The organism is Geodermatophilus sabuli, from assembly GCF_900215145.1.
GTDB lineage: Bacteria > Actinomycetota > Actinomycetes > Mycobacteriales > Geodermatophilaceae > Geodermatophilus > Geodermatophilus sabuli.
The window spans coordinates 27116-53424 of record NZ_OBDO01000003.1; the positions used below are offsets into that span (position 1 = coordinate 27116).

Genomic DNA, 26309 nt, shown 5'->3' on the forward strand with positions numbered 1-26309 from the left:
GGCGAGGCGGGATCAGCGGGCCGAGGAAGAGGCGCGAGGTGCGCGTGGCACGGGATCCCTGCGGGCCGGGAGGGCCCGTGGGCGAGGCATGCGGATGCTCTCTCCGTTCCTTCCATGGCCGCCTACCGAGTTAGCTGACGGGTTCGGGCGGGAAGGTGCCCTACCTGCTCGGGAGCAGGATTCACCCCAGGACTGCGGTGGGTCCCCGGCTCACGTCCGCGGTGCGCGGACACGACTCGGCGGCGTCCGGCCAGGCTCCCCCGGGTGGGGGAAGAACGACCGACCGGACCTCTCCACCGTAGGGGCCGTTACCGTCCCGTGACAATCCCAGGCGCCTCAGGGTTTACGTGACCCTCGTCGCGGCAGAGGCGGGCCGGATCCGGAATACGCAGGCGGGGACGGTGTTGCACCGGTCAGTAGTTGCGCTCTCAACCACTTGGAGCACGAGATGCAGTTCGGGATCTTCTCGGTCAGCGACATCACGACCGACCCCACGACCGGCCGCACGCCCAGCGAGGCGGAGCGGATCCAGGCGGTCGTCACCATCGCGGAGAAGGCCGAGGAGGTCGGGCTCGACGTCTTCGCGCTGGGCGAGCACCACAACCCGCCGTTCTTCTCGTCCTCCCCCACCACCACGCTGGCCTACGTCGCCGCGCGGACGCGGACGCTGCAGCTGTCGACGGCGACGACGCTGATCACCACCAACGACCCGGTGAAGATCGCCGAGGACTACGCGATGCTGCAGCACCTGGCCGGCGGCCGGGTGGACCTCATGATGGGCCGCGGCAACACCGGCCCGGTCTACCCGTGGTTCGGCAAGGACATCCGCGACGGCATCCCGCTGGCCGTGGAGAACTACGCGCTGCTGCGCCGGCTGTGGGACTCCGACGTCGTCAACTGGTCCGGCCAGTACCGCACCCCGCTGCAGGGCTTCACCTCGACCCCGCGGCCCCTGGACGGCGTCGCCCCCTTCGTGTGGCACGGCTCCATCCGCTCGCCGCAGATCGCCGAGCAGGCTGCGTACTACGGTGACGGCTTCTTCCACAACCACATCTTCTGGCCGCCGCAGCACACCCAGCGGATGGTCGAGTTCTACCGCCAGCGCTACGAACACCACGGTCACGGCTCGGCCGACCAGGCGATCGTCGGCCTCGGTGGGCAGGTGTTCATGCGCCGGAACAGCCAGGACGCCGTCCGTGAGTTCCGCCCCTACTTCGACAACGCCCCCGTCTACGGCCACGGCCCGTCGCTGGAGGACTTCAGCCGCGAGACGCCGCTGACCGTCGGCTCCCCGCAGCAGGTCATCGAGCGCACCCTCGGCTTCCGCGAGTACGTCGGGGACTACCAGCGGCAGCTGTTCCTCATCGACCACGCCGGCCTGCCGCTGAAGACGGTGCTGGAGCAGCTGGACATCCTCGGGGAGGAGGTCGTGCCGGTGCTGCGGCGGGAGTTCGCCGCCCTCAAGCCCGCGCACGTGCCCGAGGTCCCGACCCACGCGTCGCGGGTCGCCGCCCGCGGCGGGGCGAGGGACGCCACCGTGCACGCGCCCGCCGATGACGTCACCGGGCAGGCCCGCGAGGAGGTCGAGGTCCGGTGACCACGCGCACCCTCGCCGTCGTCAGCGCGGGGCTGTCCACGCCGTCGTCCACGCGGCTGCTCGCCGACCGGCTCAGCGTGGCCACCGTCGACGCCCTCCGGGCCCGCGGCGACGACGCCACCGTGGAGGTGGTCGAGCTGCGCACGCACGCCCGCGACCTGGCCGACGACCTCGTCACCGGGTTCGCCAACACCTCCCTGCAGGCGGCCGTCGACACCGTCACCGGCGCCGACGGGCTCATCGTGGTGACCCCGGTGTTCTCGGGTTCCTACAGCGGCCTCTTCAAGACGTTCTTCGACGTCCTGGACAAGGAGTCGCTGACCGGCAGGCCGGTGCTGCTCGGCGCCACCGCGGGCACCGCACGGCACTCGCTGGTCATCGAGCACGCCCTGCGCCCGCTGTTCGCCTACCTGCGCGCGGTCGCCGTCCCCACCGGGGTCTTCGCCGCCTCGGAGGACTGGGGCGGCGCCGACGGCGTCGACCGGGCGCTGGCCGCGCGCGTCGAGCGCGCGGCCGGCGAGCTGGCCGACATCGTGGCCGGCCGGCCGTCGTCGGCCCGCCCGGCCGACCCGTTCGCCGACGTCACGCCGTTCGACCAGCTCCTCCGCGGCAAGGCATAGGAGGCGAGGCACAGGAGGCCTTCCCCACGTCCGGCGCGGCCCGACGTGGGGAACGCCTCCTATGCCCGAGGCGTCCGGCGCGGGGTGCCGGCGTCGTTGCGGTCGGTCGAGTTCCGGGCCACCGGCACGCCCTCGGGCCCCTCGGGAGCACCCTGCGGGACCGGCGCGGACGGCGGCACCGCCGGCTCGGGGTGGGCCCGCAGCCGCGGGTACAGCAGCACGAGGCTGGCCACGAAGACGACGGCCAGGACGATCGCCCACAGGCCCACGTTGTCGGCCCAGACCCCCGTCAGCAGCAGGAAGGCCGGGAGGGCGGCACTGACCAGGCCGGCGACCACTGCGATCGCGCCGGTGTAGCGCGTGAGGTCCTCCCGCTTGAGCCCGAGGACCAGCCAGAACAGCGCCCAGAGCACGGCCCAGAACAGCCAGATGACACCGAAGGCGGCGTCCCGCGGCTCGAAGTAGAAGAAGTTCAGGCCGGCGTAGACCACCGCACAGACAGCGACGAAGGCGGAGAACCACCCCAGTCCCGTCCCGTCCAGGTCGGCGAGCAGGTTGATCCCGACGTACAGGTACGTGAAGCCGAACAGGTAGATGCCCGATGCGCCCAGGATGGCGGCGGGGTCACCACCGGAGCTGACGATCAGGTAGGTGGGCGTGAAGACCTGCAGCGCGCCCACGAACAAGTTGATCGGTGCGGCGGCCCGGGCGTCCACCCGGCCCAGCAGCATCAGGCCGTTGACGAACAGGACGACCCCCACGTACAGCAGGCCCACGGCTCCCATGTGCGTTCATCTCCTCCGGTCCCGCGACGGTGCGGATGTCCCCCGTGGCGGTGCGCCGGCGGTTGTCACGCCGGCCCGGGACGGCCGTGCCCGGCCGTCCCCCTGCAGCGGTCAGGGCTCCCGGCGGCCCTCCCGGTCGCCGGTGGACCGCTCGCCCGGGTCGGGTTCCTCCAGCGCCTCGTCGAGGAGCGCCGCGAGCCCGTCCAGGGAGCGGTGCGGACCGTTCCGGCGGAAGAGCACCGGCTCGGGCGCGGCGTCCTCGACCTCGGCCAGCGCCTCGGTGAGCCGGTGCGCCGCCCGCAGCGCCTCCTTGCCGAAGCGGTCGGTCGCCTGGTGCCGCTCGATCGGCGGCAGGTCGTCGGTCACGGGCCCTCTCTCCGGATCACGGTCGGTGACTCCTCCTCCCGGTTGGTGGACGGCACGCGGGGGTACCCCGCGCCCGGCCTCGAACAGCCGGCGGCCACGGAGCGCAGACACACGAGGAGCCATCCGTGGAGCACCGGATCGAGGTGGTCTGGACGTGCCGGCGGTGCGAGGTCGGCGGCCAGGACGAGCAGGAGGACGGCGCTGTCGACCCGGTCTGCTGGAACTGCGGTGGGCCGGTCGTCGTGACCGCCCGGCCCACCGTCAGACTCCTCGCCGAACCGGAAGCGGCCTGAGCGGACGCCCGTCCGGACACCTCGGTCAGCCGGTGCGTGCCGGCCCCGGCCGGCCCGTCACGACGTCACGGCGCACTGCCCGCGGTCGGCACGCTGCGGCCCGGCGGCCGACGGCCTGATGTCGAAGTCGAAGACAGCCGTCGGCAGGTAGAGCGAGCAGCAGGCGTTCGGGATGTCGACGACCCCGCTGACCCGGCCCTCGATCGGCGCCGAGCCCAGCAGCAGGTAGGCCTGCTCACCGGAGTACCCGAACTTCTCCAGGTACCGGACGGCGTTGAGGCACGCCCGCCGGTAGGCCAGCGTGGCGTCCAGGTACTGGTTCGTGTTGGTCTCGTGGTCGACCGAGACCCCGATGAAGGTCAGGAACTCCGAGTACCGGGGCTCGACGTTGCCCGGCATGAACACGGGGTTGGTGGTCACGCCGTAGGCCTCCATGCCGCCCTTGATCAGGTCGATGTGGAAGTCGATGAAGCCACCCATCTCGATGGCGCCACAGAAGGTGATCTCGCCGTCGCCCTGGCTGAAGTGCAGGTCGCCGCCGGAGAGCTTCGCGCCGTCGACGTGCACCGGGTAGAACACCCGCGATCCGCGCGAGAAGTTCTTGATGTCGTGGTTGCCGCCGTTCTCGCGGGCCGGCACGGTGCGGGCGCCGTCCCGGGCGATGCCGTCGAGCGCGTCGCCGCTCGCCGTCCCCCCGAGGGTGTTCTCGGCCAGGGGCGGGAGCGCCAGCGGCGGCACCCGGTCGGGGTCGGTCGCGATCAGCGCCCGCTCCCGCTCGTTCCACTTCGCCAGCAGGTCGGCCGACGGGGCCGTTCCGAACAGCCCCGGGTGGGTGAGACCGGTGTACCGGACTCCCGGGATGTGCCGGGAGGTGGCGACCTGCCCCTGGAAGTCCCAGATCGCCTTGTAGGCGTCCGGGAAGTAGTCGGTCAGGAAGCCGCCGCCGTTGACCTTGGCGAAGATGCCGGTGTAGCCCCAGCCCTGGCCGGGTGCGTCGCCGAACTCCTGCGGCGCCGGCACCGGCCCGAGGTCGAGGATGTCGACGACGAGGAGGTCGCCGGGCTCCGCGCCTTCGACACCGATCGGCCCGCTGAGCATGTGCGCGTGGGTCAGGTCGACGTCGCGGACGTCGTTGGCGGAGTCGTTGTTGCCGATCTGGCCGTCGGTCCACTCGCGGCACTCGACCCGGATGCTCTGCCCGGGCCGCACCATCGCCGCGACCGGGACGTCCGGGTGCCAGCGGTTGTGGCCGGGTACGGCCTGGTCCCTCATGGACTTGGCCTGGTCGACGGTGAACACCACGTCTGGCATGTCCCCACTCTCCGATCTGCGGTGATGGTGAGCGTCAGCCCGCGGGGAACGGGCCGTTCGGGGGGTCGCGGGGCCCGGGGGCGGTCAGGGCCGGGGCAGCGCGTCCCAGCGCGGGTCCCGCGGGGCCGGGCGGCCGGCGGCGCGCGGGACCGTCGTGGTCACCGTGGGCGCGTCCCCGCTCGCCTCCTCGCGCAGCCGCGCGGCGGCCACGGGCGCGGCGGTACGGCTGAGCAGGGGGGCGGTGTAGACGCGCCGGCCCTCCGCCCCGCAGCCGGGACAGCGGCCGGAGCTCTCGGCGGTGCCGATGGGGCGGCGGACCTCCCAGGGGCCGCACCTGGGACACCGGTAGACGTAACCCGCCATCGAGGTCCTCCGGGGATCGGGACCACAGGTGAACGGGGAAGCTAGCGGTCCGGGGGGCCGGGCGGACCCCGCCCGGGCCCGGGACGACCGGTCGATCGAGGCGCCGCGCGCGTCGCTACGCCCGGCCTCCCGGGGGTGACCGCCGGTTCGTCGGCCCCTGGAGCCGCTCAGCCGGTGGCGTCGGGTGAGGCCGGCGCGGAGCCGCCCTGCGGGGCCTCGCCGGCCATGATCCGGGTGATCTCGGCGCGGTCGGCGGCCGACGGCAGCCCCCATCCGGGCTGGTAGCCGTAGACCTCGCCGAGTGGCGTCGAGTGGGTGCGGCCGTCGAGGACCTCCACCGCCTCGGGCCCGATCAGCCCCGGGTGCAGCACCCCGCAGGCCTCGGCCACCTTGAACAGGTCCCGGCGCAGCGTCTCGACGTAGTTGGCCGCCCGCACCGACTTGAGCCCCGGGTCCAGCCCGTGGGCCAGCCACGGGTTCTGGGTGGCCACCCCGGTCGGGCAGGTGTCGGTGTGGCACTTCTGCGCCTGGATGCAGCCGATCGCCAGCATCGCCTCGCGGGCGACGTTGACCATGTCGCAGCCCAGCGCGAAGGCGACTGTCGCGTTGTCCGGCAGCCCGAGCTTGCCGGCGCCGACGAACGTCACCTGCTCGTGCAGCCCGGCCCGGGCGAACGCCGCGTACACGCGGGCGAAGCCGAGCTGGAAGGGCAGCGACACCGAGTCGGTGAAGATCAGCGGCGCGGCGCCGGTGCCGCCCTCGCCGCCGTCCACGGTCACGAAGTCCACCCCGCGGCCGGTGCGGCTCATCAGGTCGGTCAGCTCGTGCCAGAAGCCCAGGTCGCCGACGGCGGACTTGATGCCCACGGGCAGCCCCGTCTCGGCGGCCAGGAGCTCCACCCAGTCCAGCATGCTGTCGACGTCGGAGAACTCGGCGTGCCGCGACGGGCTCACGCAGTCCACGCCCTCCGGCACCCCGCGGGCGGCGGCGATCTCCGCCGACACCTTCGCGCCGGGCAGCACGCCGCCGAGTCCCGGCTTGGCGCCCTGGCTGAGCTTGACCTCCAGCGCCCGCACGGGTGCGGCGGCGACGAGGTCCTTGAGCCGGTCGAGGTCGAACCGGCCGTGCTCGTCGCGGCAGCCGAAGTAGGCGGTGCCGATCTGGTACACCAGCTCCCCGCCGTGCCGGTGGTGCACCGAGATCCCGCCCTCGCCGGTGTTGTGCAGGCAGCCGGCCAGCGCCGCCCCGCGGTTGAGCGCCTCCACCGCGGCTCCGGACAGCGAGCCGAAGCTCATCGCCGAGATGTTCACGACCGAGGCCGGCCGGAACGCCCGCGCCCGGCCGCGCGCGCCACCGAGCACCTTCGCCGACGGCAGCGCGACGTCGTGCGCCGACATGGGTGCCGACGGCGGGACCGCGGACCCGAACGTCCGGTGGTTGATGACCGGGTAGCCGGCGGTGTACTCGAGGTCGTTGTCGGTGCCGAACCCGAAGTAGTTGTTCTCCTTCTTGGCCGAGGCGTACACCCAGCGGCGCTGGTCGCGGGTGAACGGCCGTTCCTCGTTGTTGCCCGCGACGAGGTACTGGCGCAGCTCCGGGCCGATCGCCTCCAGCAGGTAGCGCGCGTGGCCGACCACCGGGAAGTTGCGCAGCAGGGTGTGCTCCCGCTGCAGCAGGTCGCGCGCGGCGACCGCCGACAACGCGGCCAGCCCCGCCGCCGCCGCCCGTGCGACACCTCTCATGACGTCCACCGCTCCCTCGCGCGCCGGTGCAGTGGTCCGGCGTCCGGCGTGGGTTCGACCTCGGGCACGGCTCCTCCTCGGTGTGGCGGGCTACTCGGGATGGCTGGGGCGGTCGTCGAACGTGTCGAGCGTGGTGAGGACGTCGGTGAGCGCCTGGGTGGAGCGGTCGACCAGCGGGCGCAGCCGCGCGTAGACGGCCACCTCCTCGGGGTCGGGCTCCACCGGGTCGTTCACCTCGACCAGCGCGGTGACCGCGTCGAGGTCGGGCAGCGCACCGAGGGCGTGCCACCCGAGCAGGGCGGCGCCCAGGCCGGTGCCCTCCGGGGAGTCGGCCACCCGGACCGGGAGGTCCAGCGCGGCGGCGAGGGTGTGCACCCACAGCGACGAGGCCACGGCACCGCCGGTCGCCCGCACCTCGCGCACCGGCAGGTCGGTCGCGGCGAAGGCGTCGCGGACCAGGGCCAGCTGCTGGCAGACGCCCTCGACCGCGGCGCGCACCAGGTGCGGGCGGCGGTGCTCGCGGCGCAGCCCGATGTAGGCCCCGCGCAGCCCGGACCGCCACCACGGCGCCCGCTCGCCCAGCAGGTAGGGCAGGCACAGCAGGCCGGCGCTCCCGGCGGACACCTGCGTGGCCTCGGCCAGCAGCCGGGCGTCGAGGTCGTCGGCGTCCTCGCCCTCGGGGTCGGGGCGGTCGAAGTCGGCGGCCAGCGCCCGCGCGGCCCACCGCACCACCGAGCCGCCGTTGTTGACCGCGCCGCCCACCACCCAGTGGTCGTCGGTGAGCGCGTAGCAGAACAGCCGGCGGCCGGGGTCCACCGTCGGCCGTGGGACGACGACCCGCATGGCCCCGCTGGTGCCGAGGGAGACCGCCGCGATGTCCGGCCGCACCGCCCCGATGCCGACGTTGGCCAGCACGCCGTCGGAGGCGCCGATCACCAGCGGCAGGTCCGCGGGCAGCCCGGTCGCCTCCGCCACCTCGGGGCGCAGGCCGGGGAGGACCGCCGTCGTGGGCAGCACCTCGCCGAGCTGGTCGGGCCGCACGCCGGCGATCGCGGTCGCCTCGTCGTCCCAGCGGGCGGCCCGGATGTCGTAGAGGCCGGTGGAGGAGGCGCACGCCCGGTCCAGCACCTGCGGCCCGCCGTGCAGGGCGGCGACGAGGAGCTCCTTGACCCCACCCCAGCGCGGGGTGCGGGTGACCAGGTCGGGGTCTTCGGCACGTTCCCAGGAGAGCTTCACCAGCGGCGACATGGGGTGCACCGGTGTGCCGGTGCGGGCGTGCAGGTCCGCGGCCCGGCCGTCGGCGACCAGGGCCTGCGCCCACTGGGCCGCCCGGTTGTCCGCCCAGGTGACCAGGGGGCCGATCGGGGCGCCGTCGTCGTCCATGGGCACCAGGCCGTGCATGGCGGCGCTGAGGGCGACCGCGACCACGCGGTCCCCGCGCTCGCGGGCGCGGGCGGCGACGGCCGCGAGCGCCTCGACGGCGGCCGACTGCAGCCGCCCGGCGTCGAGCTCCGCGCGGCCGGGTGCCGGCACCAGCAACGGGTAGCCGACGCTGACGAGGTCGCGCACCCGCCCCTCGGCGCCGGCGGTGACCGCCTTGGTCGCCGTCGTCCCCGAGTCCAGCCCGACGACGACGTCCACGACGACCCCCTGACCGGCCCCGATGCCCTGAGGCGATCGTGCTCGGTGGGGTCGCCGGGCGCCAGCCGAGCGCTCAGGAGGCCAGCTGCTCCACCCGCTGCGGTTCCTCCCCGGCCCGGGCCTCGGCCAGCAGCCCCGAAAGTGTGGCGACCGCGTCCTCGAGCTGGCCGGCCAGGCGGCACACCGCGCGGTGGGCCTCGCCGGTGAGCTGCTCGCGCTCGGCCTCGGCCGCCGCGTCCAGCCGCTCCCGCTCGGCGCGGCTCTCCGCGTCCCGCCGCGCGCACCCGGCCCGCGTCTCGGTGTCCAGCCGCTCCCGCTCGGCCTGCGCCTCGGTGTCCAGCCGCTCCCGCTCGGCCCGGGCCTCGGCGGCCAGCCGCTCCCGCTCGCCGGCGGCCTGGGCCAGCAGCCGGTCGGACTCCACACCGGCCTCCCGCAGCCGGGCGGCCGCCTCCTGCCGCGTGGCGCGGGCCTCCTCCTCCACCCGCCGGGCCTCGGCCAGCGCGGCGGTCTTGATCTCGGTGGCGCGGCGGAGCAGCACGTCGGCCTCCGCGCGGGCGTGGGCCCGGATGCGGTCGGCCTCGGTCGACCCCGCCTCGGTGAGCCCGGCCGCCTCGTCGGCAGCCAGCCGCAGGATCTCGCCGACCCGCTCGGAGGTGCGCACCAGCTCACGGCCCACGGGTGAGCAGGCCAGCAGCCGGCGGGAGATCTCCAGCTCGGCCGCGCAGGCACCGTAGCGGGACAGCAGGTCGTCGTTCTCCCGGCGGACGGCGGTCAGCTCGGTCTCGGCCCAGGTGACGTAGTTGTCCACCTGCAACCGGTCGTAGCCGCGCAGCCCCGTCCGGAACAGCGGCCGGGCCTCCAGCATGGTCTCCAGGTCACCGGCCAGGTTGGGACGCCTCGGCCCTCTCCCCGCGCCCGGCACGCCCGCGTGCCGGCTGCCGTCCACGACCACCTCGCCGCGTCGGAACACCGGGGCCTCCCTCCTGCCCCGACGTGCGGCCGTGCCGGTGGCATGACCGGCCGGACGCCCGGACAGCTCGATGTCGTGCTGGGGCCCGCAGGTTGCCAGACGGCGGGGACCCGCACCGCGCCGCGGCCACAGCCGGAGGGGACACCCGGCGTAGCTCGTCACCACGCACCGAGACGGCTACGGACGGTGAGGCAGCAGGGTCAGCGGTAGGCCGAGACCCCGCGCAGGCGAGCGCCCACGGCCACGTGCAGCGGAGCGAGGACGACGCCGTCGCGGGCCAGCCGCTCGCGCAGCTGCCGCCGGTGCCGGACGACCCCCACCAGACCGACCGCCCAGAACACGTACTGGACGGCGAACGCGGCGCGGAAGGCGTCCAGCGAGTAGTCGGTGGAGGCGCCCGGGGTGAGCACGTCGAGCACCGCGCCGACGGCCAGGATGGTGAGCAGCGAGGCCAGGAAGCCCCCGACGTTCACCACGCCGCTGGCGCTCCCCTGCCGCTCGGCCGGGTTCCAGGTGCGGGCGAAGTCGAAGCCGATCATGGAACCCGGGCCGTTGGTCCCCAGGACGACCACCAGCAGCACCAGCACCGCCAACGGCGCCCGCCCCGGCCACAGCAGGACGAGGGTCCACGCCGCCGCCGTCAGCCCGAGGACGGAGAACACCAGCACCGACCGGCGCAGCGGCCAGCGCCCGCACAGCCGGCCCAGCAGCGGGCCGACGAGGATGCCGACGACCACGAGCAGGGTGAGCAGGCCGGCCGCCGTCGCCGGGCTGCGGCCCTGGCCGACGACGAGGAACGGGTATCCCCACAGCAGCGCGAACACGGTGCCGGAGAACTGGGTCACCAGGTGGGTGTAGAGGCCGATCTGGGTTCCCGGCTCCCGCCAGGTGAGGGCGAGGCTCCGGCGCACCTCGGCCAGGCCCGCGGGGGTGGCGAGCTCCGTGCCCGGCGGTGCGTCTCGCAGCGCGACGACCACCAGGACGGCGACCAGCACCCCGACGGCGGCGGCACCGAGGAACGTCGCCTCCCACGACACCGAGTGCAGCAGGGCCACGAGCGGGTACGCGGCGACGATCTGCCCGGCCTGGCCGAGCATGCCGGTGAGCTGGGTGATCAGCGGGACCGTCGGGCCGGGGAACCAGAAGCCGATCACCCGCAGCACGCTGACGAACGTCATCGCGTCGCCGGCGCCGACCAGGACCCGGGCGCCGACGGCGGTGGGCACGTCACCGGCGACGGCGAGCACCGCCTGCCCGGCGGCCATGGTCAACGCGCCGGCGAGGATGAGCCGCCGCGAGCCGAACCGGTCCAGCGCGACGCCGACGGGCACCTGCATGCCGGCATAGACGACCAGCTGCAGCACCAGGAACAGCGAGATCGCCGAGGCGCCCGCGGAGAAGCGCTCCTGCGCCTCGACCCCGGCCACGCCGAGCGAAGCGCGGTGGAACACGGCGACGGCATACGCGGCCAGCGCCACCGCCCAGACGGTGTAGGCACGGGCCGTGGGGCGGGTGGCGGTCGACGACGTCACCTCGATGCCGACACCGCGCAGCCCCGGGTTCTTCCCGCGAGCCCGGTGAGTCTCCTCACCCGGGGTGATCGACTCCTCCCTCCGGACAGGACTAACCGCGCGCGGCCGCGGGCAGGAGGACCGGCGTCCGCCGGGGCCAGCCGTCCCCGGCTGCACGAGACCGTCCGACGAGAGGAGCGCCCTCGATGGCGTCCGTCATCCACTACACCATCGCGACCGAGGCGGAGAAGTCCGCCGACTTCCGCCGCGTCCTGTGGACCGGCGAGAAGACCCAGTTGGTGATCATGACGATCCCGCCGGGCGGGGAGATCGGCGAGGAGGTGCACGAGGACATCGACCAGATCCTCACCTTCGTCAGCGGCACCGGCGAGGCGCAGATCTCCGGCAGCAAGAAGAAGGTCGCGCAGGGCGACCTCGTCGTCGTGCCGGCCGGGACGAAGCACAACTTCGTCAACACCGGGCCCAACCCGCTGGTCCTCTACACCGTCTACGGCCCGCCGGAGCACGCCGACGGCGCGGTGCACAAGACCAAGGAGGAGGCCGACGAGCTCGAGGAGGCCGGCAAGGACGAGCCGCCGACCGAGTGAGGCAGCCGGGTGGGGCCGCCTCGGCCGGGGGCCCCACCCGTCGCCCGCCGCGGGGGTCGCGCGCCGGCACCGGCGACGGCTCGTCGTCGGGATCGCCGGCGGCACGCTGCCGTCTCCTGGCTGACGATGCCCTACGGGATCCGCGTCCTGACCACGTACTGGGGCACCCGGCCGGAGCTGCACTCCGTGCTGGCCCTGGCCGCCCGCGGCGACCTGGTCGCCCAGACGACGACGGAGTGGCCGCTGAGCCGCGCGCCGGAGGCCTACGCCGCGCTGCGGGCCGGCACGGTGACCGGCCGCGCCGTCATCGTCCGGACGACGACGCTCAGCCGGTCCCCAGCACCTCGAGCACCTGACGGCGGATCTCCAGGTCCTCCCGGGAGGTGACGACGACCGTCCGGGCGCCGGCCCCGGGAGCGCTGACGTCGGCGTCAGCGGTGACCGCCCGGTTGGCCGCGTCGTCGACGGCCAGCCCCAGGTGCGCCAGCCGCTCGGCCACCGCCGCGCGCACCTGCCAGGCGTGCTCGCCCACCCCGCCGGTGAACACCAGCAGGTCCAGGCCCCCCGTCGCCGCGGTCATCGCCGCGACCTCCCGGCACAGCCGGTGCAGGTAGACGTCGAACGCCAGGGCGCAGTCGGGATCCCCGGCGTCGCGGCCGGCGAGGACCTCCCGCAGGTCGCCGGAGGTGCCGGTGAGGCCCTTCAGGCCCGCGTGGTGCTCCAGGACGTCGGCCAGCTCGGTCCGCGGCTGCCCGCCGTGCTCCAGCAGCCACAGCAGCAGCCCAGGGTCGACGGTGCCCGGCCGGGTGTTCATGACCAGCCCGGCCAGCGGGGTGAAGCCCATCGTGGTGTCGACCGAGACGCCGTCGCGGACGGCCGCCAGCGACGCCCCGGCCCCCAGGTGCGCCGACACGATCCGCAGCCGCTCGGGCGCGCGGCCGAGCAGCTCGGCCGCGCGCCGGACGGCGTGGGCGTGCGAGAGCCCGTGGAACCCGTACCGGCGCAGGTCCCACCGCCGGTTCCACTCCCGCGGCAGGGCGTAGGTACGGGCGGCCGCCGGCAGGGCGGTGTGGAAGGTCGTGTCGAAGCAGGCGACCGCGGGAACGCCGGGCACCAGGTCCTCCACCGCCCGGATCCCGGCCAACGCCCGCGGGTTGTGCAGCGGCGCGAGCGTGGTGAGCGAGTAGAGCCCGGCGACCAGCACCGGGTCGACCCGTGCGGGCCCGGTGTGGCGGGGGCCGCCGTGCACGACCCGGTGTCCGACGGCGTCCACCGGGCCGCAGTGGTCGAGGAAGTCGGCGAGGGGCTGGAGGTGCCCCGCCCCCTGCCACCGCTCCACGGTCACCGCGTCGGTGACCGCGCCGTCGCTGCCGATCCGGCTGAGCTTGAGGCTGCTGGAGCCGGCGTTGACGACGAGCACCCTCATGACGACGCCGGCTCGTGCAGCGGCTCGTTCCCCCCGGTGACGACCGGGCCCGCGGCGCCCGACCACTGCCAGTCGCGGACCTCCGGCAGGTCCTCGCCGTGGGTCCGCACGTACTGCCGGTGCTCGATGATCTGGTCGCGCAGCCGGTCCCGGTGGTGGGCGCCGACCGCCTGGAGGCGCGGGACCCGGTCGATGACGTCGATGGCGAGGTCGTAGCGGTCCAGCCGGTTCATCAAGCACATGTCGAACGGGGTGGTCGTCGTCCCCTCCTCGACGTAGCCGCGGACGTGCAGCTCCTGGTGGTTGGCCCGCCGGTAGGTCAGCCGGTGGATGAGCCAGGGGTAGCCGTGGTAGGCGAAGATCACCGGCTTGTCGCGGGTGAACAGCGAGTCGAACTCGGCGTCGGACAGGCCGTGCGGATGGGACCGGTCGTCCTGCAGCCGCATGAGGTCGACGACGTTGACCACGCGGATGCGCAGGTCGGGGAACCAGCCGCGGAGGATCTCCACCGCGGCCAGGGTCTCCATGGTCGGGACGTCGCCGGCGCAGGCCATGACGACGTCCGGTTCGCGTCCCTCGTCGCTGCTGGCCCACTCCCAGATGCCGATCCCCTTGGTGCAGTGCTCGATCGCCGACTGCATGTCCAGGTACTGCAGGGCCGGTTGCTTGCCGGCCACGATCACGTTGACGTACTGCCGGGTGCGCAGGCAGTGGTCCGCGACGGACAGCAGGGTGTTGGCGTCCGGCGGCAGGTACACCCGGATGACGTCTGCCTTCTTGTTGACCACGTGGTCGATGAAGCCCGGGTCCTGGTGGGAGAAGCCGTTGTGGTCCTGGCGCCACACGTGCGACGTGAGCAGGTAGTTCAGCGACGCGATCGGCCGCCGCCAGGGGATGCCGTTGGTGGTCTTCAGCCACTTGGCGTGCTGGTTGACCATCGAGTCGACGAGGTGGATGAACGCCTCGTAGCAGGAGAAGAACCCGTGCCGGCCGGTCAGGAGGTAGCCCTCCAGCCAGCCCTGGCAGGTGTGCTCGGAGAGGATCTCCATGACCCGGCCGTCGGGTGCGAGGTGGTCGTCGCCGGGGAGCCGCTCGGCCATCCACGCCCGGTCGGTGACCTCCAGGAGCGCGCCGAGCCGGTTGGAGTTGTTCTCGTCGGGGGCGAAGACGCGGAACGTGGTCGCGTTCTGCCGCATCACCTCGCGCAGGAACGTGCCGAGCACCCGCGTCGCCTCCACCGCCCCCGTGCCCGGCGCGTCGACCGGGACGGCGTGCGCACGGAAGTCCGGCATCCGCAGCGGCTGCAGCAGCGTCCCGCCGTTGGCGTGCGGGTTGGCGCTCATCCGCCGCTCCCCCACCGGGTGCAGGTCCCGGACGGCGGGGACCGGGGCACCGTCGGCGTCGAACAGCTCCTCGGGCCGGTAGCTGCGCAGCCACTCCTCCAGCACCCGCCGGTGTCCGTCGTCGTCGCGGGCGTTGGCGAAGGGCACCTGGTGGGCGCGCCAGGTGCCCTGGACCTGCACGCCGTCGACCTGCACGGGGCCGGTCCAGCCCTTCGGTGAGGCGAGCACGATCATCGGCCAGCGCGGCCGTTCCCGGACGCCGTCCTCGCGGGCCCGGCGCTGGATCTCGGCGATCTCGTCCAGGCAGCGGTCGAGGGTGGCGGCGAACTGCTGGTGCATGGTGGCGGGGTCGTCGCCCTCGACGAGGTACGGCGTGTGCCCGTAGCCGCGCATCAGCTCCACCAGCTCGTCGCGTGGGATGCGGGCCAGCACCGTCGGGTTGGCGATCTTGTAGCCGTTGAGGTGCAGGACCGGCAGCACGGCGCCGTCGGTGACCGGGTCGGCGAACTTGTTCGCGTGCCAGCTCGCGGCCAGCGGCCCGGTCTCGGCCTCGCCGTCGCCGATGACCGCGGCGACGACCAGGCCGGGGTTGTCGAACGCCGCCCCGTAGGCGTGCGAGAGGGCGTACCCGAGTTCACCGCCCTCGTGGATCGACCCCGGCGTCTCGGGCGCGACATGGCTCGGGATGCCGCCCGGGAAGGAGAACTGGGTGAACAGCCGCGCCATGCCGGCGGCGTCCTGGGAGACGTCGGGGTACACCTCGCTGTAGGTGCCCTCCAGCCAGGCCGCGGCCACCGGCCCGGGGCCACCGTGCCCGGGGCCCATCACGTAGACCATGTCCAGGTCGCGCGCGGCGATGGCCCGGTTGAGGTGCGCGTAGAGGAAGTTCAGCCCCGGCGTGGTGCCCCAGTGCCCGAGCAGCCGGGGCTTGACGTGCTCGGGACGCAGCGGTTCCCGCAGCAGCGGGTTGGCCATCAGGTAGATCTGGCCGACCGAGAGGTAGTTCGCCGCCCGCCACCACGCGTCGACGGCCGCCAGTTCCGCGTCGTCCAGCGGGCCGGCCGTCGTCCCCCGTGCGGTGTCGCCCTGCGGTGCGGTGAGGTGCATGCGGATGTCCTCTCCCTCGGTCGAGGCGGCGCGTCCGGCTCCCGTCGGGCTGGCCGACCGCTGGTGACCGCAGCAGACTCGCAGGTGCCGCACGGACCGTGCCACCGACCGCCGCGTCGTCCGAGGAGGGGCCCCGCCCATGTCAGCGACCTCGTCCACCTACTCCCCCGCGAACCCCGAGAGCGTCTTCACCTACGGCGCACCGCAGCTGAAGTTCGGCCACGGCGCCTCCGACGAGATCGGCTACGACCTCAGCCTCACGGGGGCGAAGCGGGTCCTCGTCGTCACCGACCCGGGCGTGGCCTCGACCGGGCACCCCCAGCGGGTCGCCGACCAGATGGGCCAGTTCGCCATCGAGGCGGTCGTCTTCGACGGTGCGCACGTCGAGCCGACCGACGAGAGCCTGCAGCACGCCGTCGACTGGGCCCGCGAGCACGGACCGTGGGACGCGATCGTCGCGGTGGGCGGCGGGTCGAGCATCGACACCGCCAAGGCGGTCAACCTGCTCACCACCAACCCCGGCGGGCTGATGGACTACATCAACAAGCCCGTCGGCGAGGGCCGGGCGCCGGTGAACCCGCTCAACCCGCTGGTCGCCGTCCCCACGACCACCGGCACGGGCGCGGAGAGCACCACGATCTGCGTGCTCGACGTGCTGGAACTCAAGGTGAAGACCGGCATCAGCCACGCCCGCCTGCGGCCCACCATGGCCGTGGTCGACCCGGCCCTGACCCGGACCCAGCCCGCCGGGGTCACCGCCGCGTCGGGCATGGACATCCTCTGCCACGCGCTGGAGAGCTACACCGCCCGCCCGTACACGACGTTCGAGCACAAGCGGCCGGAGGAGCGGGTGCCCTACTGCGGGGCGAACCCGATCGCCGACATGTGGTCGGAGAAGGCGATGACCCTGCTCGCCGGCTCCTTCCGCACCGCCGTGCGCCACGGCGAGGACGAGGACGCCCGCGGGGCGATGGCCATGGCCGCGACCTTCGCCGGGATGGGCTTCGGCAACGCCGGGGTGCACATCCCGCACGCCAACGCCTACCCAATCGCCGGCCGGGTCAAGGACTTCCACCCCAAGGACTACCCCGCCGACGAGCCGATGGTCCCGCACGGCATGTCCGTGGCCCTCACCGCGCCCGAGGCCTTCCGGTTCACCTTCGACGCCGACCCCGAGCGGCACCTGCGCGCGGCCCGGCTGCTGGACCCGCGCGCCGAGCAGCCCGACGACCCCGCGGAGTTCCTGCCCACGGTGCTGACCGCCCTCATGCGCGACATCGACATCCCCGGCGGCATCGGGGCGGTCGGCTACGACGAGGGCGACGTCCCCGACCTCGTCGACGGCACGATGAAGCAGCAGCGGCTGCTGGCCACCGCCCCCAAGGACGTCACCGAGGACGACGTCGCCGGGATCTTCCGCCGGTCGCTGTCGCTCTGGTGACCCCGGCGGGGTCGGTGCCCTGGTCAGGGGCCTGGTCGTAGGACCCCTGTCCAGGTGCGCGGTCGACCCACGGGCTGGTCGAGTGGCCTCCGGGGGGGTGACGGGGAGGACGGGCCATGGTGACCAACGTCGTCGGCACGGCCATGCGTCCGTCGAGGCCCTCGACGCCGGCGCCGGCGGGTACGTCCTCAAGGACACCGAGCCCGCGGACCTGCTCGCCGCCATCCGCTCCACGGCCCGCGGCCACTCGCCGCTGGACCCGCGGGTGGCCCGCACCGTGCTGCACGGCCGCCGCTCCCCCACCCGGGCGGTGGAGCTCACCGGGCGGGAGCAGGAGGTGCTGGCGCTGGTCGGCCGCGGCCTGGCCAACAAGCAGATCGCCCGGGCCCTCGGGATCCGGGAGGGCACCGTGAAGGCGCACCTGACGAGCGTCTTCCAGCGGATCGGCGTGCGGGACCGGACGTCGGCGGCGCTGTGGGCGCGCGCCCACCTGCCGGAGGACCCCGCGGGCCTGGCGCGCTGACCCCCGCTCGCCGGGGCGGGCCCCGGGGACAGAGACTGGCGGGGTGACCACGGCCGCTCCCCCCGACGCCGACCTGCTTTCCGCGCTGCTCCGGGCCGGCGTCGGCGACGTCGACGACTCCGGCCTGGCCCGGGCGCTGTACTCCTCCGACGGCTCCCTGTACCGGGTGCTGCCCCGGGTGGTCGTCCGCCCGCGGCACCCCGACGAGATCGAGGCGACCCTCACCGTCTGCCGCGAGGCCGGCGTCCCGCTGACCGCCCGCGGCGCGGGCACCTCCATCGCCGGCAACGCGGTCGGCCCGGGCGTGGTGGTCGACACCAGCCGGTACCTGTCGCGGGTGCACGCCATCGACGCCGAGGCCCGGACGGCGACCGTCGACCCCGGCGTCGTGCAGGCCGCGCTGCAGAAGGCGGCCGCACCGCACGGGCTGCGGTTCGGCCCCGATCCGAGCACCCACAACCGCTGCACGATCGGCGGGATGATCGGCAACAACGCCTGCGGCTCCCGGGCCCTGGGCTACGGCCGGACGGCGGACAACGTGGTCGGTCTCGACGTCGTCACCGGCGGCGGGCAGCGGCTCTCCCTGGGGGCAGAAATGGCCATCTCTGCCCCTCCCAGCGGGGTGCTCGGGGAGCTGCGGGCGCTCGTGGACGGCGAGCTCGCGGCGATCCGCACCGAGCTGGGCCGCTTCGGCCGGCAGGTGTCGGGCTACTCGCTGGAGCACCTGCTGCCCGAGCGCGGGTTCGACGTGGCCAAGGCGCTGGTCGGCAGCGAGGGCACGCTCGCCCTGGTGCTCGGCGCCACCGTGCGGCTGGTCACCGACGCCCCGTACCGCGGACTGGTGGTGCTCGGCTACCCCTCGATGGCCGATGCCGCCGACGCCACCCCGGCGCTGCTGCGGCACGAGCCCACCGCCTGCGAGGGGCTCGACCAGCGGATCGTGCAGCGGCTGCGCGACGTCCCGGCCGCGGTCGTGCCCGACCTGCCCCGCGGCGACGGCTGGCTGATCGTGGAGCTCACCGGGGACACCGTCGCCGAGATCGAGGCCAGGGCGAAGGGCGTCCTCGCCGACGCGGGGGCGCTGGACGCGCTGGTGGTCACCGACCCGGCCGAGGCGGCCGCCATCTGGCGGATCCGGGAGGACGGCGCCGGCCTGGCCGCGCGCACCTCCGACGGCCGTCCGGCGCACGCCGGGTGGGAGGACGCCGCCGTCCCGGTGGAGCGGCTGGGCGAGTACCTGCGCGGCTTCGAGGAGCTGCTGGGCGCGCACGGCCTGCAGGGCGTGCCCTACGGCCACTTCGGCGACGGCTGCGTGCACGTGCGGATCGACTTCCCACTCGGGCGCGGCGCCGACCGCGGGCGCGCGGCCTACCGCGCGTTCGTCACCGACGCCGCCGCCCTGGTGGCCCGGTTCGGCGGCTCGGTGTCCGGCGAGCACGGCGACGGCCGGGCCCGCAGCGAGCTGCTGTCCTCGATGTACTCCCCGCACGTGCTCGGGCTCTTCGAGCGGGTCAAGGCCGTGTTCGACCCGGAGGACGTGCTCAACCCCGGCGTGCTCGTCCGCCCGGCCCGCGTGGAGGACGACATCCGCGTGGCCGCCGCGCCGCGGCACACCGCCGGCCTGGCCCTGGCCCACCGCCACGACGGCGGCGACTTCTCCGCCGCCGTCCACCGCTGCACCGGCGTCGGCAAGTGCCGGGCCGACCTGCAGGCCACCGGCGGGGTGATGTGCCCGTCGTGGCCGGCCACCCGCGAGGAGAAGGACACCACCCGCGGCCGCGCCCGCGTGCTGCAGGAGATGCTCGCCCCGGGCGGGCCGGTGCGCGACTGGCGCTCCCCGGAGGTGCACGACGCGCTGGACCTGTGCCTGTCGTGCAAGGGCTGCTCGCGGGACTGCCCCACCGGCGTGGACATGGCCACCTACAAGGCCGAGGTGCTGTACCAGAGCCACCGGCACCGCATCCGCCCGCGCTCGCACTACACGCTGGGCCGGCTGCCGTTCTGGGCCGACCTGGCCGCCCGCGCACCGCGGCTGGTCAACGCGGTCATGACCTCCCGGCTCGGCGGCCGGCTGGCGAGGTGGGGCGCCGGCGTCGACCAGCGGCGCGGCCTGCCGGCGTTCGCGCCCCGCACCTTCCGGGAGACGTGGGCGCGGCGGCCGGTGCCGGACGGGGCGGGACCGGCGGTGGCGTTGTGGGTCGACTCGTTCACCGACCACTTCGCCCCGGAGGTCGCCGAAGCGACGGCCGAGGTGCTGGCGGCGGCCGGCTACCGGGTCCAGGTGCCCCCGGCCGAGGCGTGCTGCGGGCTCACCTGGATCACCACCGGCCAACTGGACGCCGCGCGCCGCACGCTGGCCCGCACGGTGGCGCTGCTGGCCCCGCTGGCCGACGCCGGCGTCCCGATCGTGGGGGTCGAGCCGTCGTGCACCGCGGTCCTGCGCGGGGACGCCCTGGAACTGGTGGGCGGGGTGGGCGGGGGTGACATGGCCGAGCGGGTCGCCGCCGGCACCCGCACCCTCGCGGAGCTGCTGCGGGACACCCCGGGCTGGACACCGCCGTCGCTGGCCGGCGTCGAGGTCGTCGCCCAGCCGCACTGCCACCACGCCGCCGTGCTCGGGTGGACGGCCGACGAGCGGCTGCTGCGCGACGCCGGCGCCACCGTCCGCCGGGTCGGTGGCTGCTGCGGACTGGCGGGCAACTGGGGGGTCGAGCGCGGTCACCACGAGGTGTCGGTGGCCATCGCCGAGCACCAGCTGCTGCCCGCCGTCCGGAACGCCGGGCCGGACGCGGTCGTCCTCGCCGACGGGTTCTCCTGCCGCACCCAGCTCGACGACCTCGCCGGCCGCCGGGCGCTGCACCTGGCGCAGCTGCTCGCCACCGCCCGGTGAGAGCCGCGGCGGTCTGCCACGATGCGCCGGTGGACCTCGAGGAGACGTTGCTGCCGGGCGTCGGCGTGCGGTACCAGCTGCAGACCCGTGCCGGTGACCTGCTCGCGCTCGTGATGCGGCGCGAGGGCTCGGCGGAGATCGCCGTCTACGACCGGCGCGACCCCGACCGCGCGCGCAGCGTGATCAGGCTCGACGCCGAGGAGGTCGACGCCGTCGCCGAGGTGCTCGGTGCCCCCCGGCTGACCCAGCGCTTCGCCGACCTCTCCCGGGAGGTGCCCGGGCTGGAGTCCGGACGCTTCGCGCTCCGCCCGGACTCGCCGTTCGCCGGCCGTTCGCTCGGCGACACCCGCGCCCGCACCCTCACCGGCTGCTCGATCGTGGCGATCGTGCGCGACACCGACGTCGTCCCGTCACCCGGGCCGGCCGACCTGCTGCGGGCCGGCGACGTGCTGGTCGCCATCGGCTCCCAGACCGGCCTGGAGCAGCTGGACCGGCGCCTGGCCGGAGCGGCCTGAGGCGGGTCGGGGTGGACCACGTCGCCGCGCTCCTCGTCGAGCTCGGCCTGCTCTTCCTCGGCCTGTCCCTGCTGGGCCTGCTGGCCCGGCGGATCGGCCTGTCCCCGATCCCGTTCGTGCTGGTGGCGGCGCTCGCGCTCGGCGACGGCGGGGTGGTCCCGCTGGCCACCGCCCAGCCGTTCATCGAGGCCGCGGCCGAGATCGGCGTGGTGCTCCTCCTGCTCGCCCTCGGCCTGGAGTTCTCCGCCGACGAGCTGTTCGGCTCGCTGCGCCGGCACGCGCCCTCCGGCGCGGTCGACCTGCTGCTCAACGCCCCACCCGGGTTCGTCGCCGGGCTGCTGCTCGGCCTGCCCTGGCAGGGCGCCCTGGCGCTGGCCGGCGTCACCTGGATCTCCTCCTCCGGGATCGTCGCCCGGTTGCTCAGCGACCTCGGCCGGCTGGCCAACCGGGAGACCCCCGCGGTCCTGTCGGTGCTCGTGCTCGAGGACCTCTCGATGGCGCTGTTCCTCCCCCTGCTCGTGGTCGCGCTGGCCGGGGCGGGCCCCGCGTCGGCCATCGCCGGCATCGCCCTGGCCGTGGGCGCCGTCGTGCTGGTGCTGCTGGCCTCCCGGCGGCACGGCCACCGGCTCGGCCGGCTGCTGGCCTCCACCGACGACGAGCAGGTGCTTCTCCGGCTGGTCGGGCTGACCCTGCTGGTGGCGGGGCTCGCGCAGTCGATGGGCGCCTCCGCCGCCGTCGGGGCCTTCCTCGTCGGGCTGGCGCTGCCGGCGTCCTTCGCCGAGCGGGCCCGGGCGATCCTCGCCCCGCTGCGGGACCTCTTCGCCGCCACCTTCTTCGTCGCCTTCGGCCTGTCCACCGACCCCGGCGCGGTGCTGCCGGTGCTGCCCGCCGTCCTGGCACTGGCCGTGGTCACCACCGCCACCAAGGTGGCCACCGGCTGGTTCGCCGCCGGGCGGGACGGCGTCGCCGCACCCGGGCGGCTGCGCGCCGGCACGGCCCTGGTCGCCCGCGGGGAGTTCTCGATCGTCATCGCGGGGCTCGCCGTCGCGGCCGGCGTGACCGGCCTCGGCCCGGTCGCGACCGGCTACGTGCTGGTCCTCGCCGTCCTCGGCCCGGTGCTCACCCGGTTCGCCGAGCCACGGGCGCTGCGCGCGGAACAGCTGCCGAGGTGATCAGCCCGGCAGGGGCGTCCCCCGCCGCAGCCGCTCCACCAGCGGGGCGGTGGACGCCGGGAGCAGCCGGGCGACCGGGGCGGGCAGGCGCACCTCCAGGTGCACGTCCTCGTCGATGCGGTACGGCTGCGCGGAGACGACGGCACCGAGCGTCCGCCGCAGCCGCGACACCTCGGCCCGCACCGTGACCGTGCGCCGCGGGTCGCCGAAGAGGTCACCGGCGAGCCCGGCGGCGCTGCGACCCGACGGGGCCTGAGCCAGCGCCAGCAGGATCTCCGCGTGCCGCAGGCTCAGCCCGGCCGACCAGGTGCCGCTGGGCCCGGTGACGCGCACCTGCGGCCGCGGGCCGGCGAGGTCGAGGACGACCCCGGCCGGGCGGACCGCGTCCGCCGTGCCGTCGAGGCGCAGCAGCCACCCGCCGGGCAGCGGCTCCGCGGTGCACCAGCCCAGCGCCGGTACCAGCAGCGGACCGGGGCCGACGTCGTCGGGCAGCGGCACCCGGTCCGGCGCGGCCAGCCCCGTGGCCGCGGCGGTGCACCCGTCGGCGCCCACCACCAGCGCCGGCCCCGGGAGGCGGGCCAGCAGCGGTGCCGCCAGCGCCCGCAGCCGCTCCACCGAGCGGGTGTGCGCGGCGCGCAGCTCCAGCTCGGCGAGGCGGGCGACGGCGTCGACGAGGGCGATCGTGCTCGGGTGCACGGTGGCCGCCGGGCCGGAGAGGTCGACCGCGCCGAGCAGACGGCCGGTGACGGGGTGGTGCAGCGGTGCGGCCGCGCAGGTCCACGGCTGGTGGCCCTCCGCGTAGTGCTCGCCGGCGTGCACCTGCAGCGGGGCGCCGACGACCAGGCTGGTGCCGATCGCGTTCGTGCCCACCGTGTCCTCGTCCCAGGCCGAGCCCTCCACGAAGCCCAGCCGGTCGGCCCGACGGCACACCCCCGGCCCGCCCTCGCGCCACAGGACCCGGCAGGCGGCGTCCACGACCACCAGCACCTGGCCGGCGTCGCGGGCCACCGGCAGCAGCCGCTCGCGCAGCAGGGGCAGCAGCGGCGCCAGCCCGCTCTCGGCGCGCCGCCGCTCGAGCTCGGCGCCGTCCAGGGGCGCGACGTCGGGTGCGTCGGAGGGGTCGAGCCCCGCCCCCAGCACCCGCCGCCACGAGGCCCCGATCACCGGCCGCGGTGCGGCGGGCGGCGTGCTGCCGGCCAGCGCGGCTGCGCGCACCCGCTGCAGCAGCCGGGTGTGCGCGTGTGGGTCGGCGCCCGGCGGGAGGGCGCTCTGGACCGGGCTCGCCATCGGCGGCTCCTCCCTGTGTGACCTGCACCACCGACCATAGGGGCTGCAACCCCCTGCAACGCTTCCCGCCGCGACCCGTCGCGCGGTCTGCTGCCGGGCGAGCCCGGTCCCCGCAACGACGCAGGAGGCAGCGCATGACCCAGACGATCGAACGCCCCGGCTCCACCGGTTCCCCCGCCGACCGGGCCGCCACGTGGCTCACGACCTTCGAGGACGCCCTCACCGCCCGCGACGTCGACCGCGCCGCCGGGCTGTTCGCGACCACCAGCTTCTGGCGCGACCTGGTGTCCTTCACCTGGAACATCCGCACCGTCGAGGACCCCGGCGGCGTCCGCGACCTGCTGACCCACACCCTCGACCGCACCGACCCGCGGTCGTTCGTCGTCGAGGAGTCCCCGGAGGAGGCCGACGGCGTGGTCACCGTCTGGTTCACCTTCGAGACCGCCGTCGGCCGGGGACGCGGCACCGCCCGGCTCGTCGACGAGGACGGGACGACGAAGGCGTGGACCCTGCTGACCACGCTGTACGAGCTGACCGGACACGAGGAGCCGCGCGGCTCGCGTCGGCCGATGGGCGCCGAGCACGGCGCCAACAGGCAGCGGCTGACCTGGCTGGAGCGGCGGGAGAAGGAGCAGGCCGAGCTGGGCACCTCCGTCCAGCCCTACGTGCTCGTCGTCGGCGGCGGCCAGGGGGGCATCGCTCTGGGCGCGCGGCTGCGTCAGCTCGGCGTGCCGGCGATCGTCGTCGACAAGCACCCGCGACCCGGCGACCAGTGGCGCGGCCGCTACAAGTCCCTCTGCCTGCACGACCCCGTCTGGTACGACCACCTGCCGTACCTGAAGTTCCCGGACACCTGGCCGGTGTTCTCACCCAAGGACAAGATCGGCGACTGGCTGGAGTCCTACGTCGAGGCCATGGAGGTCCCGTACTGGTCGAGCACCGTGGCGACGACGGCCTCGTACTCGCCCGAGAGGGGTGAGTGGACGGTCGAGGTCGAGCGCGAGGGCGACCCGCTGACCCTGCGCCCGAAGCACCTGGTGCTGGCGACCGGCATGTCCGGCAAGCCCAACATCCCCGACATCCCGGGGCGGGACGTGTTCCGCGGGGACCAGCACCACTCCTCGGCCCACCCCGGCCCGGACGCCTACGCCGGCAAGCGCTGCGTCGTCATCGGCAGCAACAACTCCGCCTTCGACATCTGCGGCGCGCTGTGGGAGCACGACGCGGACGTCACGATGGTCCAGCGCTCCTCGACCCACATCGTGAAGAGCAACACCCTCATGGACATCGGGCTCGGCGCGCTCTACAGCGAGGAGGCGGTCGCCAACGGGATGACCACCGAGAAGGCCGACCTGGTCTTCGCCTCGATCCCGTACCGGGTCATGCACGAGTTCCAGATCCCCCTGTACGAGCAGATGGCCGAGCATGACGCCGACTTCTACGAGCGGCTGGAGCGGGCCGGGTTCTGGCACGACTGGGGCGAGGACGGCTCCGGGCTGTTCATGAAGTACCTGCGCCGGGGCTCGGGCTACTACATCGACGTGGGCGCCGCCGACCTGGTCGCCGACGGTGAGGTGAAGCTGGCCCAGGGCCAGGTCGACCGCCTCACCGAGGACGCCGTCGTCCTCGCCGACGGCACGGAGCTCCCCGCCGACCTCGTCGTGTACGCGACCGGGTACGGGTCGATGAACGGCTGGGCCGCCGACCTCATCTCCCAGGAGGTCGCCGACCGGGTCGGGAAGGTGTGGGGGCTGGGCTCGGACACCACGAAGGACCCGGGCCCGTGGGAGGGCGAGCAGCGCAACATGTGGAAGCCCACCCAGCAGGAGGCGCTGTGGTTCCACGGCGGCAACCTGCACCAGTCCCGGCACTACTCGCTGTACCTGGCGCTGCAGCTCAAAGCGCGCCAGGTCGGCATCCCGACGCCGGTGTACGGGCTGCAGGAGGTGCACCACCTCTCCTGACAGTGGCCGCCACGACCAGGGGACCTGATCATCGCGCGTCCTCCCTCACCGCCGGCCGTGAGGGAGGACGCGCTGCGGTGGGGCGGGACGCCGGAGAGCCGGGGCTCAGGCGGCGTCGTCGTCCCGGCGGGCGACGGCCGCGGCCAGCACGTGCGGGGCCAGCGCGTCGGCGATGACGGCGTAGCCGGCCGAGGAGGGGTGGAAGCGGTCGGCGGAGAACATCGCGAGGTCGGCGGCGAACGCGGTGGCCACGGCGTCGGACACCCCGGCGACCTGCGCGCCGGCGGCCCGGGCGACGGCGGCCTGCTCACGCTGCAGGGCGGCGGAGGCGGCCTGCACCAGCGACCGGAACGCCGGGGGCACGAACGGCACCATCGACATGTCCGGCGCCGGCACGACCACGACGTCGGCACCCGCCGCGCGGAGGGTGCCCAGCGCGCCGGCCAGGCCCGCGGCCGCCTGCGCGGGCGGCACCATGCGGGCGAGGTCGTTCGCGCCGACCACCACGACGGCGAGGTCGACGTCCAGCGGTACGGCCCGCCGGGCCTGCGCGGCGAGGTCGTGGGAGACGGCCCCCGGGACGGCGAGCACGGTCAGGTCGACGTCGAAGCCGGCGTCCTCCAGCACGACCGCCAGCCGCGGACCGAGGGTGTCCTGGACCCGGGCGGCGCCGGAGCCGTACGCGAGGGAGTCACCGAGGAGAGCCAGGCGCAGGCCCCCGTGCAGGGACCCGCTGCGAGCCGGCGAGTGGCGGGGGGCTGGAGAGTCCTTCAGCACGCTCCGTACAACGCCGCTCGCTCCTCCGCCATGCCCGCCGGCGTGCACATCCGCGGA

General features: G+C 74.8%; 23 protein-coding genes and 1 riboswitch. Of the genes, 11 read left to right on the forward strand and 12 right to left on the reverse strand.

What is annotated here, in order from left to right:
- Positions 1 to 104 precede the first annotated feature (104 nt).
- A riboswitch (cyclic di-AMP (ydaO/yuaA leader) is annotated at positions 105 to 252 on the reverse strand.
- A gap of 196 nt (positions 253 to 448) precedes the next feature.
- Together CRP39_RS08300 and CRP39_RS08305 are read left to right on the forward strand one after the other, a co-directional pair.
- A complete protein-coding gene (locus CRP39_RS08300) occupies positions 449 to 1597 on the forward strand; it encodes an LLM class flavin-dependent oxidoreductase (RefSeq protein ID WP_097205917.1) in 1149 nt (382 codons plus the stop codon).
- Positions 1594 to 2217, forward strand: a complete 624-nt coding sequence (locus CRP39_RS08305; RefSeq protein WP_097205918.1) for an FMN reductase — start codon at positions 1594 to 1596, stop codon at positions 2215 to 2217. Before CRP39_RS08300 ends, CRP39_RS08305 begins: the two co-directional genes overlap by 4 nt.
- Positions 2218 to 2276: 59 nt before the next feature.
- On the opposite strand, the gene CRP39_RS08310 is transcribed toward CRP39_RS08305, so the two are convergent.
- On the reverse strand, positions 2277 to 3002 hold the full coding sequence (locus CRP39_RS08310; RefSeq protein WP_097205919.1) for an AmiS/UreI family transporter: 726 nt from the start codon (positions 3000 to 3002) through the stop codon (positions 2277 to 2279).
- 111 nt (positions 3003 to 3113) lie between these two features.
- Positions 3114 to 3368, reverse strand: a complete 255-nt coding sequence (locus CRP39_RS08315; protein WP_097205920.1) for a hypothetical protein — start codon at positions 3366 to 3368, stop codon at positions 3114 to 3116.
- Positions 3369 to 3493: 125 nt separating this feature from the next.
- On the opposite strand from CRP39_RS08315, the gene CRP39_RS26725 reads away from it, so the two are divergent.
- Positions 3494 to 3661 carry a hypothetical protein gene (locus CRP39_RS26725; RefSeq protein WP_172442347.1) on the forward strand — a complete coding sequence of 56 codons (168 nt, stop codon included), beginning with the start codon at positions 3494 to 3496 and terminating at the stop codon, positions 3659 to 3661.
- Between the two features lie 57 nt (positions 3662 to 3718).
- On the opposite strand, the gene fmdA is transcribed toward CRP39_RS26725, so the two are convergent.
- The 6 genes from fmdA to CRP39_RS08345 form a co-directional block, all read right to left on the reverse strand.
- Complete coding sequence (gene fmdA, locus CRP39_RS08320) at positions 3719 to 4972, reverse strand: formamidase (RefSeq protein ID WP_097205921.1); 1254 nt, start codon at positions 4970 to 4972, stop codon at positions 3719 to 3721.
- Between the two features lie 84 nt (positions 4973 to 5056).
- Positions 5057 to 5335, reverse strand: coding sequence for an FmdB family zinc ribbon protein (locus CRP39_RS08325; RefSeq protein ID WP_097205922.1), 279 nt, complete (start codon positions 5333 to 5335; stop codon positions 5057 to 5059).
- 167 nt (positions 5336 to 5502) lie between these two features.
- A complete protein-coding gene (locus CRP39_RS08330; protein WP_097206282.1) occupies positions 5503 to 7077 on the reverse strand; it encodes an FMN-binding glutamate synthase family protein in 1575 nt (524 codons plus the stop codon).
- Positions 7078 to 7167: 90 nt separating this feature from the next.
- On the reverse strand, positions 7168 to 8718 hold the full coding sequence (locus CRP39_RS08335) for a gluconokinase (RefSeq protein ID WP_097205923.1): 1551 nt from the start codon (positions 8716 to 8718) through the stop codon (positions 7168 to 7170).
- A 73-nt stretch (positions 8719 to 8791) separates the two neighbouring features.
- Positions 8792 to 9688, reverse strand: a complete 897-nt coding sequence (locus CRP39_RS08340; RefSeq protein WP_097205924.1) for a DivIVA domain-containing protein — start codon at positions 9686 to 9688, stop codon at positions 8792 to 8794.
- A gap of 200 nt (positions 9689 to 9888) precedes the next feature.
- Positions 9889 to 11220, reverse strand: a complete 1332-nt coding sequence (locus CRP39_RS08345; RefSeq protein WP_097205925.1) for an MFS transporter — start codon at positions 11218 to 11220, stop codon at positions 9889 to 9891.
- 185 nt (positions 11221 to 11405) lie between these two features.
- On the opposite strand from CRP39_RS08345, the gene CRP39_RS08350 reads away from it, so the two are divergent.
- Positions 11406 to 11807, forward strand: coding sequence for a cupin domain-containing protein (locus tag CRP39_RS08350; protein ID WP_097205926.1), 402 nt, complete (start codon positions 11406 to 11408; stop codon positions 11805 to 11807).
- Between the two features lie 126 nt (positions 11808 to 11933).
- Positions 11934 to 12194, forward strand: a complete 261-nt coding sequence (locus tag CRP39_RS26355; RefSeq protein ID WP_143426592.1) for a hypothetical protein — start codon at positions 11934 to 11936, stop codon at positions 12192 to 12194.
- Here CRP39_RS26355 and CRP39_RS08355 read toward each other — a convergent pair.
- Positions 12133 to 13233, reverse strand: coding sequence for an acetate/propionate family kinase (locus CRP39_RS08355; RefSeq protein ID WP_097205927.1), 1101 nt, complete (start codon positions 13231 to 13233; stop codon positions 12133 to 12135). The two genes, CRP39_RS26355 and CRP39_RS08355, sit on opposite strands and share 62 nt — an antisense overlap.
- Positions 13230 to 15683, reverse strand: a complete 2454-nt coding sequence (locus CRP39_RS08360; protein WP_097205928.1) for a phosphoketolase family protein — start codon at positions 15681 to 15683, stop codon at positions 13230 to 13232. The genes CRP39_RS08355 and CRP39_RS08360 overlap by 4 nt, the downstream gene beginning before the upstream one ends.
- Before the next feature lie 139 nt (positions 15684 to 15822).
- On the opposite strand from CRP39_RS08360, the gene CRP39_RS08365 reads away from it, so the two are divergent.
- From CRP39_RS08365 to CRP39_RS08385, 5 genes are all read left to right on the forward strand, one after another.
- Entirely contained in the window at positions 15823 to 17124 is a 1302-nt protein-coding gene (locus tag CRP39_RS08365; protein ID WP_097205929.1) for a hydroxyacid-oxoacid transhydrogenase, read from the forward strand.
- A 97-nt stretch (positions 17125 to 17221) separates the two neighbouring features.
- The gene (locus CRP39_RS08370) at positions 17222 to 17647 is read left to right on the forward strand and encodes a LuxR C-terminal-related transcriptional regulator (RefSeq protein ID WP_245853688.1); all 426 of its coding nucleotides are present in this window, start codon (positions 17222 to 17224) and stop codon (positions 17645 to 17647) included.
- 43 nt (positions 17648 to 17690) lie between these two features.
- Positions 17691 to 20537 carry an FAD-binding and (Fe-S)-binding domain-containing protein gene (locus CRP39_RS08375; RefSeq protein ID WP_097205930.1) on the forward strand — a complete coding sequence of 949 codons (2847 nt, stop codon included), beginning with the start codon at positions 17691 to 17693 and terminating at the stop codon, positions 20535 to 20537.
- Positions 20538 to 20566: 29 nt separating this feature from the next.
- Positions 20567 to 21052 (forward strand): cation:proton antiporter regulatory subunit, encoded by a 486-nt coding sequence (locus CRP39_RS08380; RefSeq protein ID WP_097205931.1) that lies wholly within the window; start codon positions 20567 to 20569, stop codon positions 21050 to 21052.
- Between the two features lie 11 nt (positions 21053 to 21063).
- Positions 21064 to 22224, forward strand: coding sequence for a cation:proton antiporter (locus CRP39_RS08385; RefSeq protein ID WP_097205932.1), 1161 nt, complete (start codon positions 21064 to 21066; stop codon positions 22222 to 22224).
- Here the strand turns inward: CRP39_RS08385 and CRP39_RS08390 are convergent, their stop codons facing one another.
- On the reverse strand, positions 22225 to 23511 hold the full coding sequence (locus tag CRP39_RS08390; protein WP_097205933.1) for a GAF domain-containing protein: 1287 nt from the start codon (positions 23509 to 23511) through the stop codon (positions 22225 to 22227). It lies immediately after the preceding gene.
- 134 nt (positions 23512 to 23645) lie between these two features.
- On the opposite strand from CRP39_RS08390, the gene CRP39_RS08395 reads away from it, so the two are divergent.
- Complete coding sequence (locus CRP39_RS08395; RefSeq protein WP_097205934.1) at positions 23646 to 25475, forward strand: NAD(P)/FAD-dependent oxidoreductase; 1830 nt, start codon at positions 23646 to 23648, stop codon at positions 25473 to 25475.
- A gap of 105 nt (positions 25476 to 25580) precedes the next feature.
- Here the strand turns inward: CRP39_RS08395 and CRP39_RS08400 are convergent, their stop codons facing one another.
- Positions 25581 to 26252, reverse strand: coding sequence for a GDSL-type esterase/lipase family protein (locus CRP39_RS08400; protein WP_245853689.1), 672 nt, complete (start codon positions 26250 to 26252; stop codon positions 25581 to 25583).
- Between the last annotated feature and the right edge of the window lie 57 nt (positions 26253 to 26309).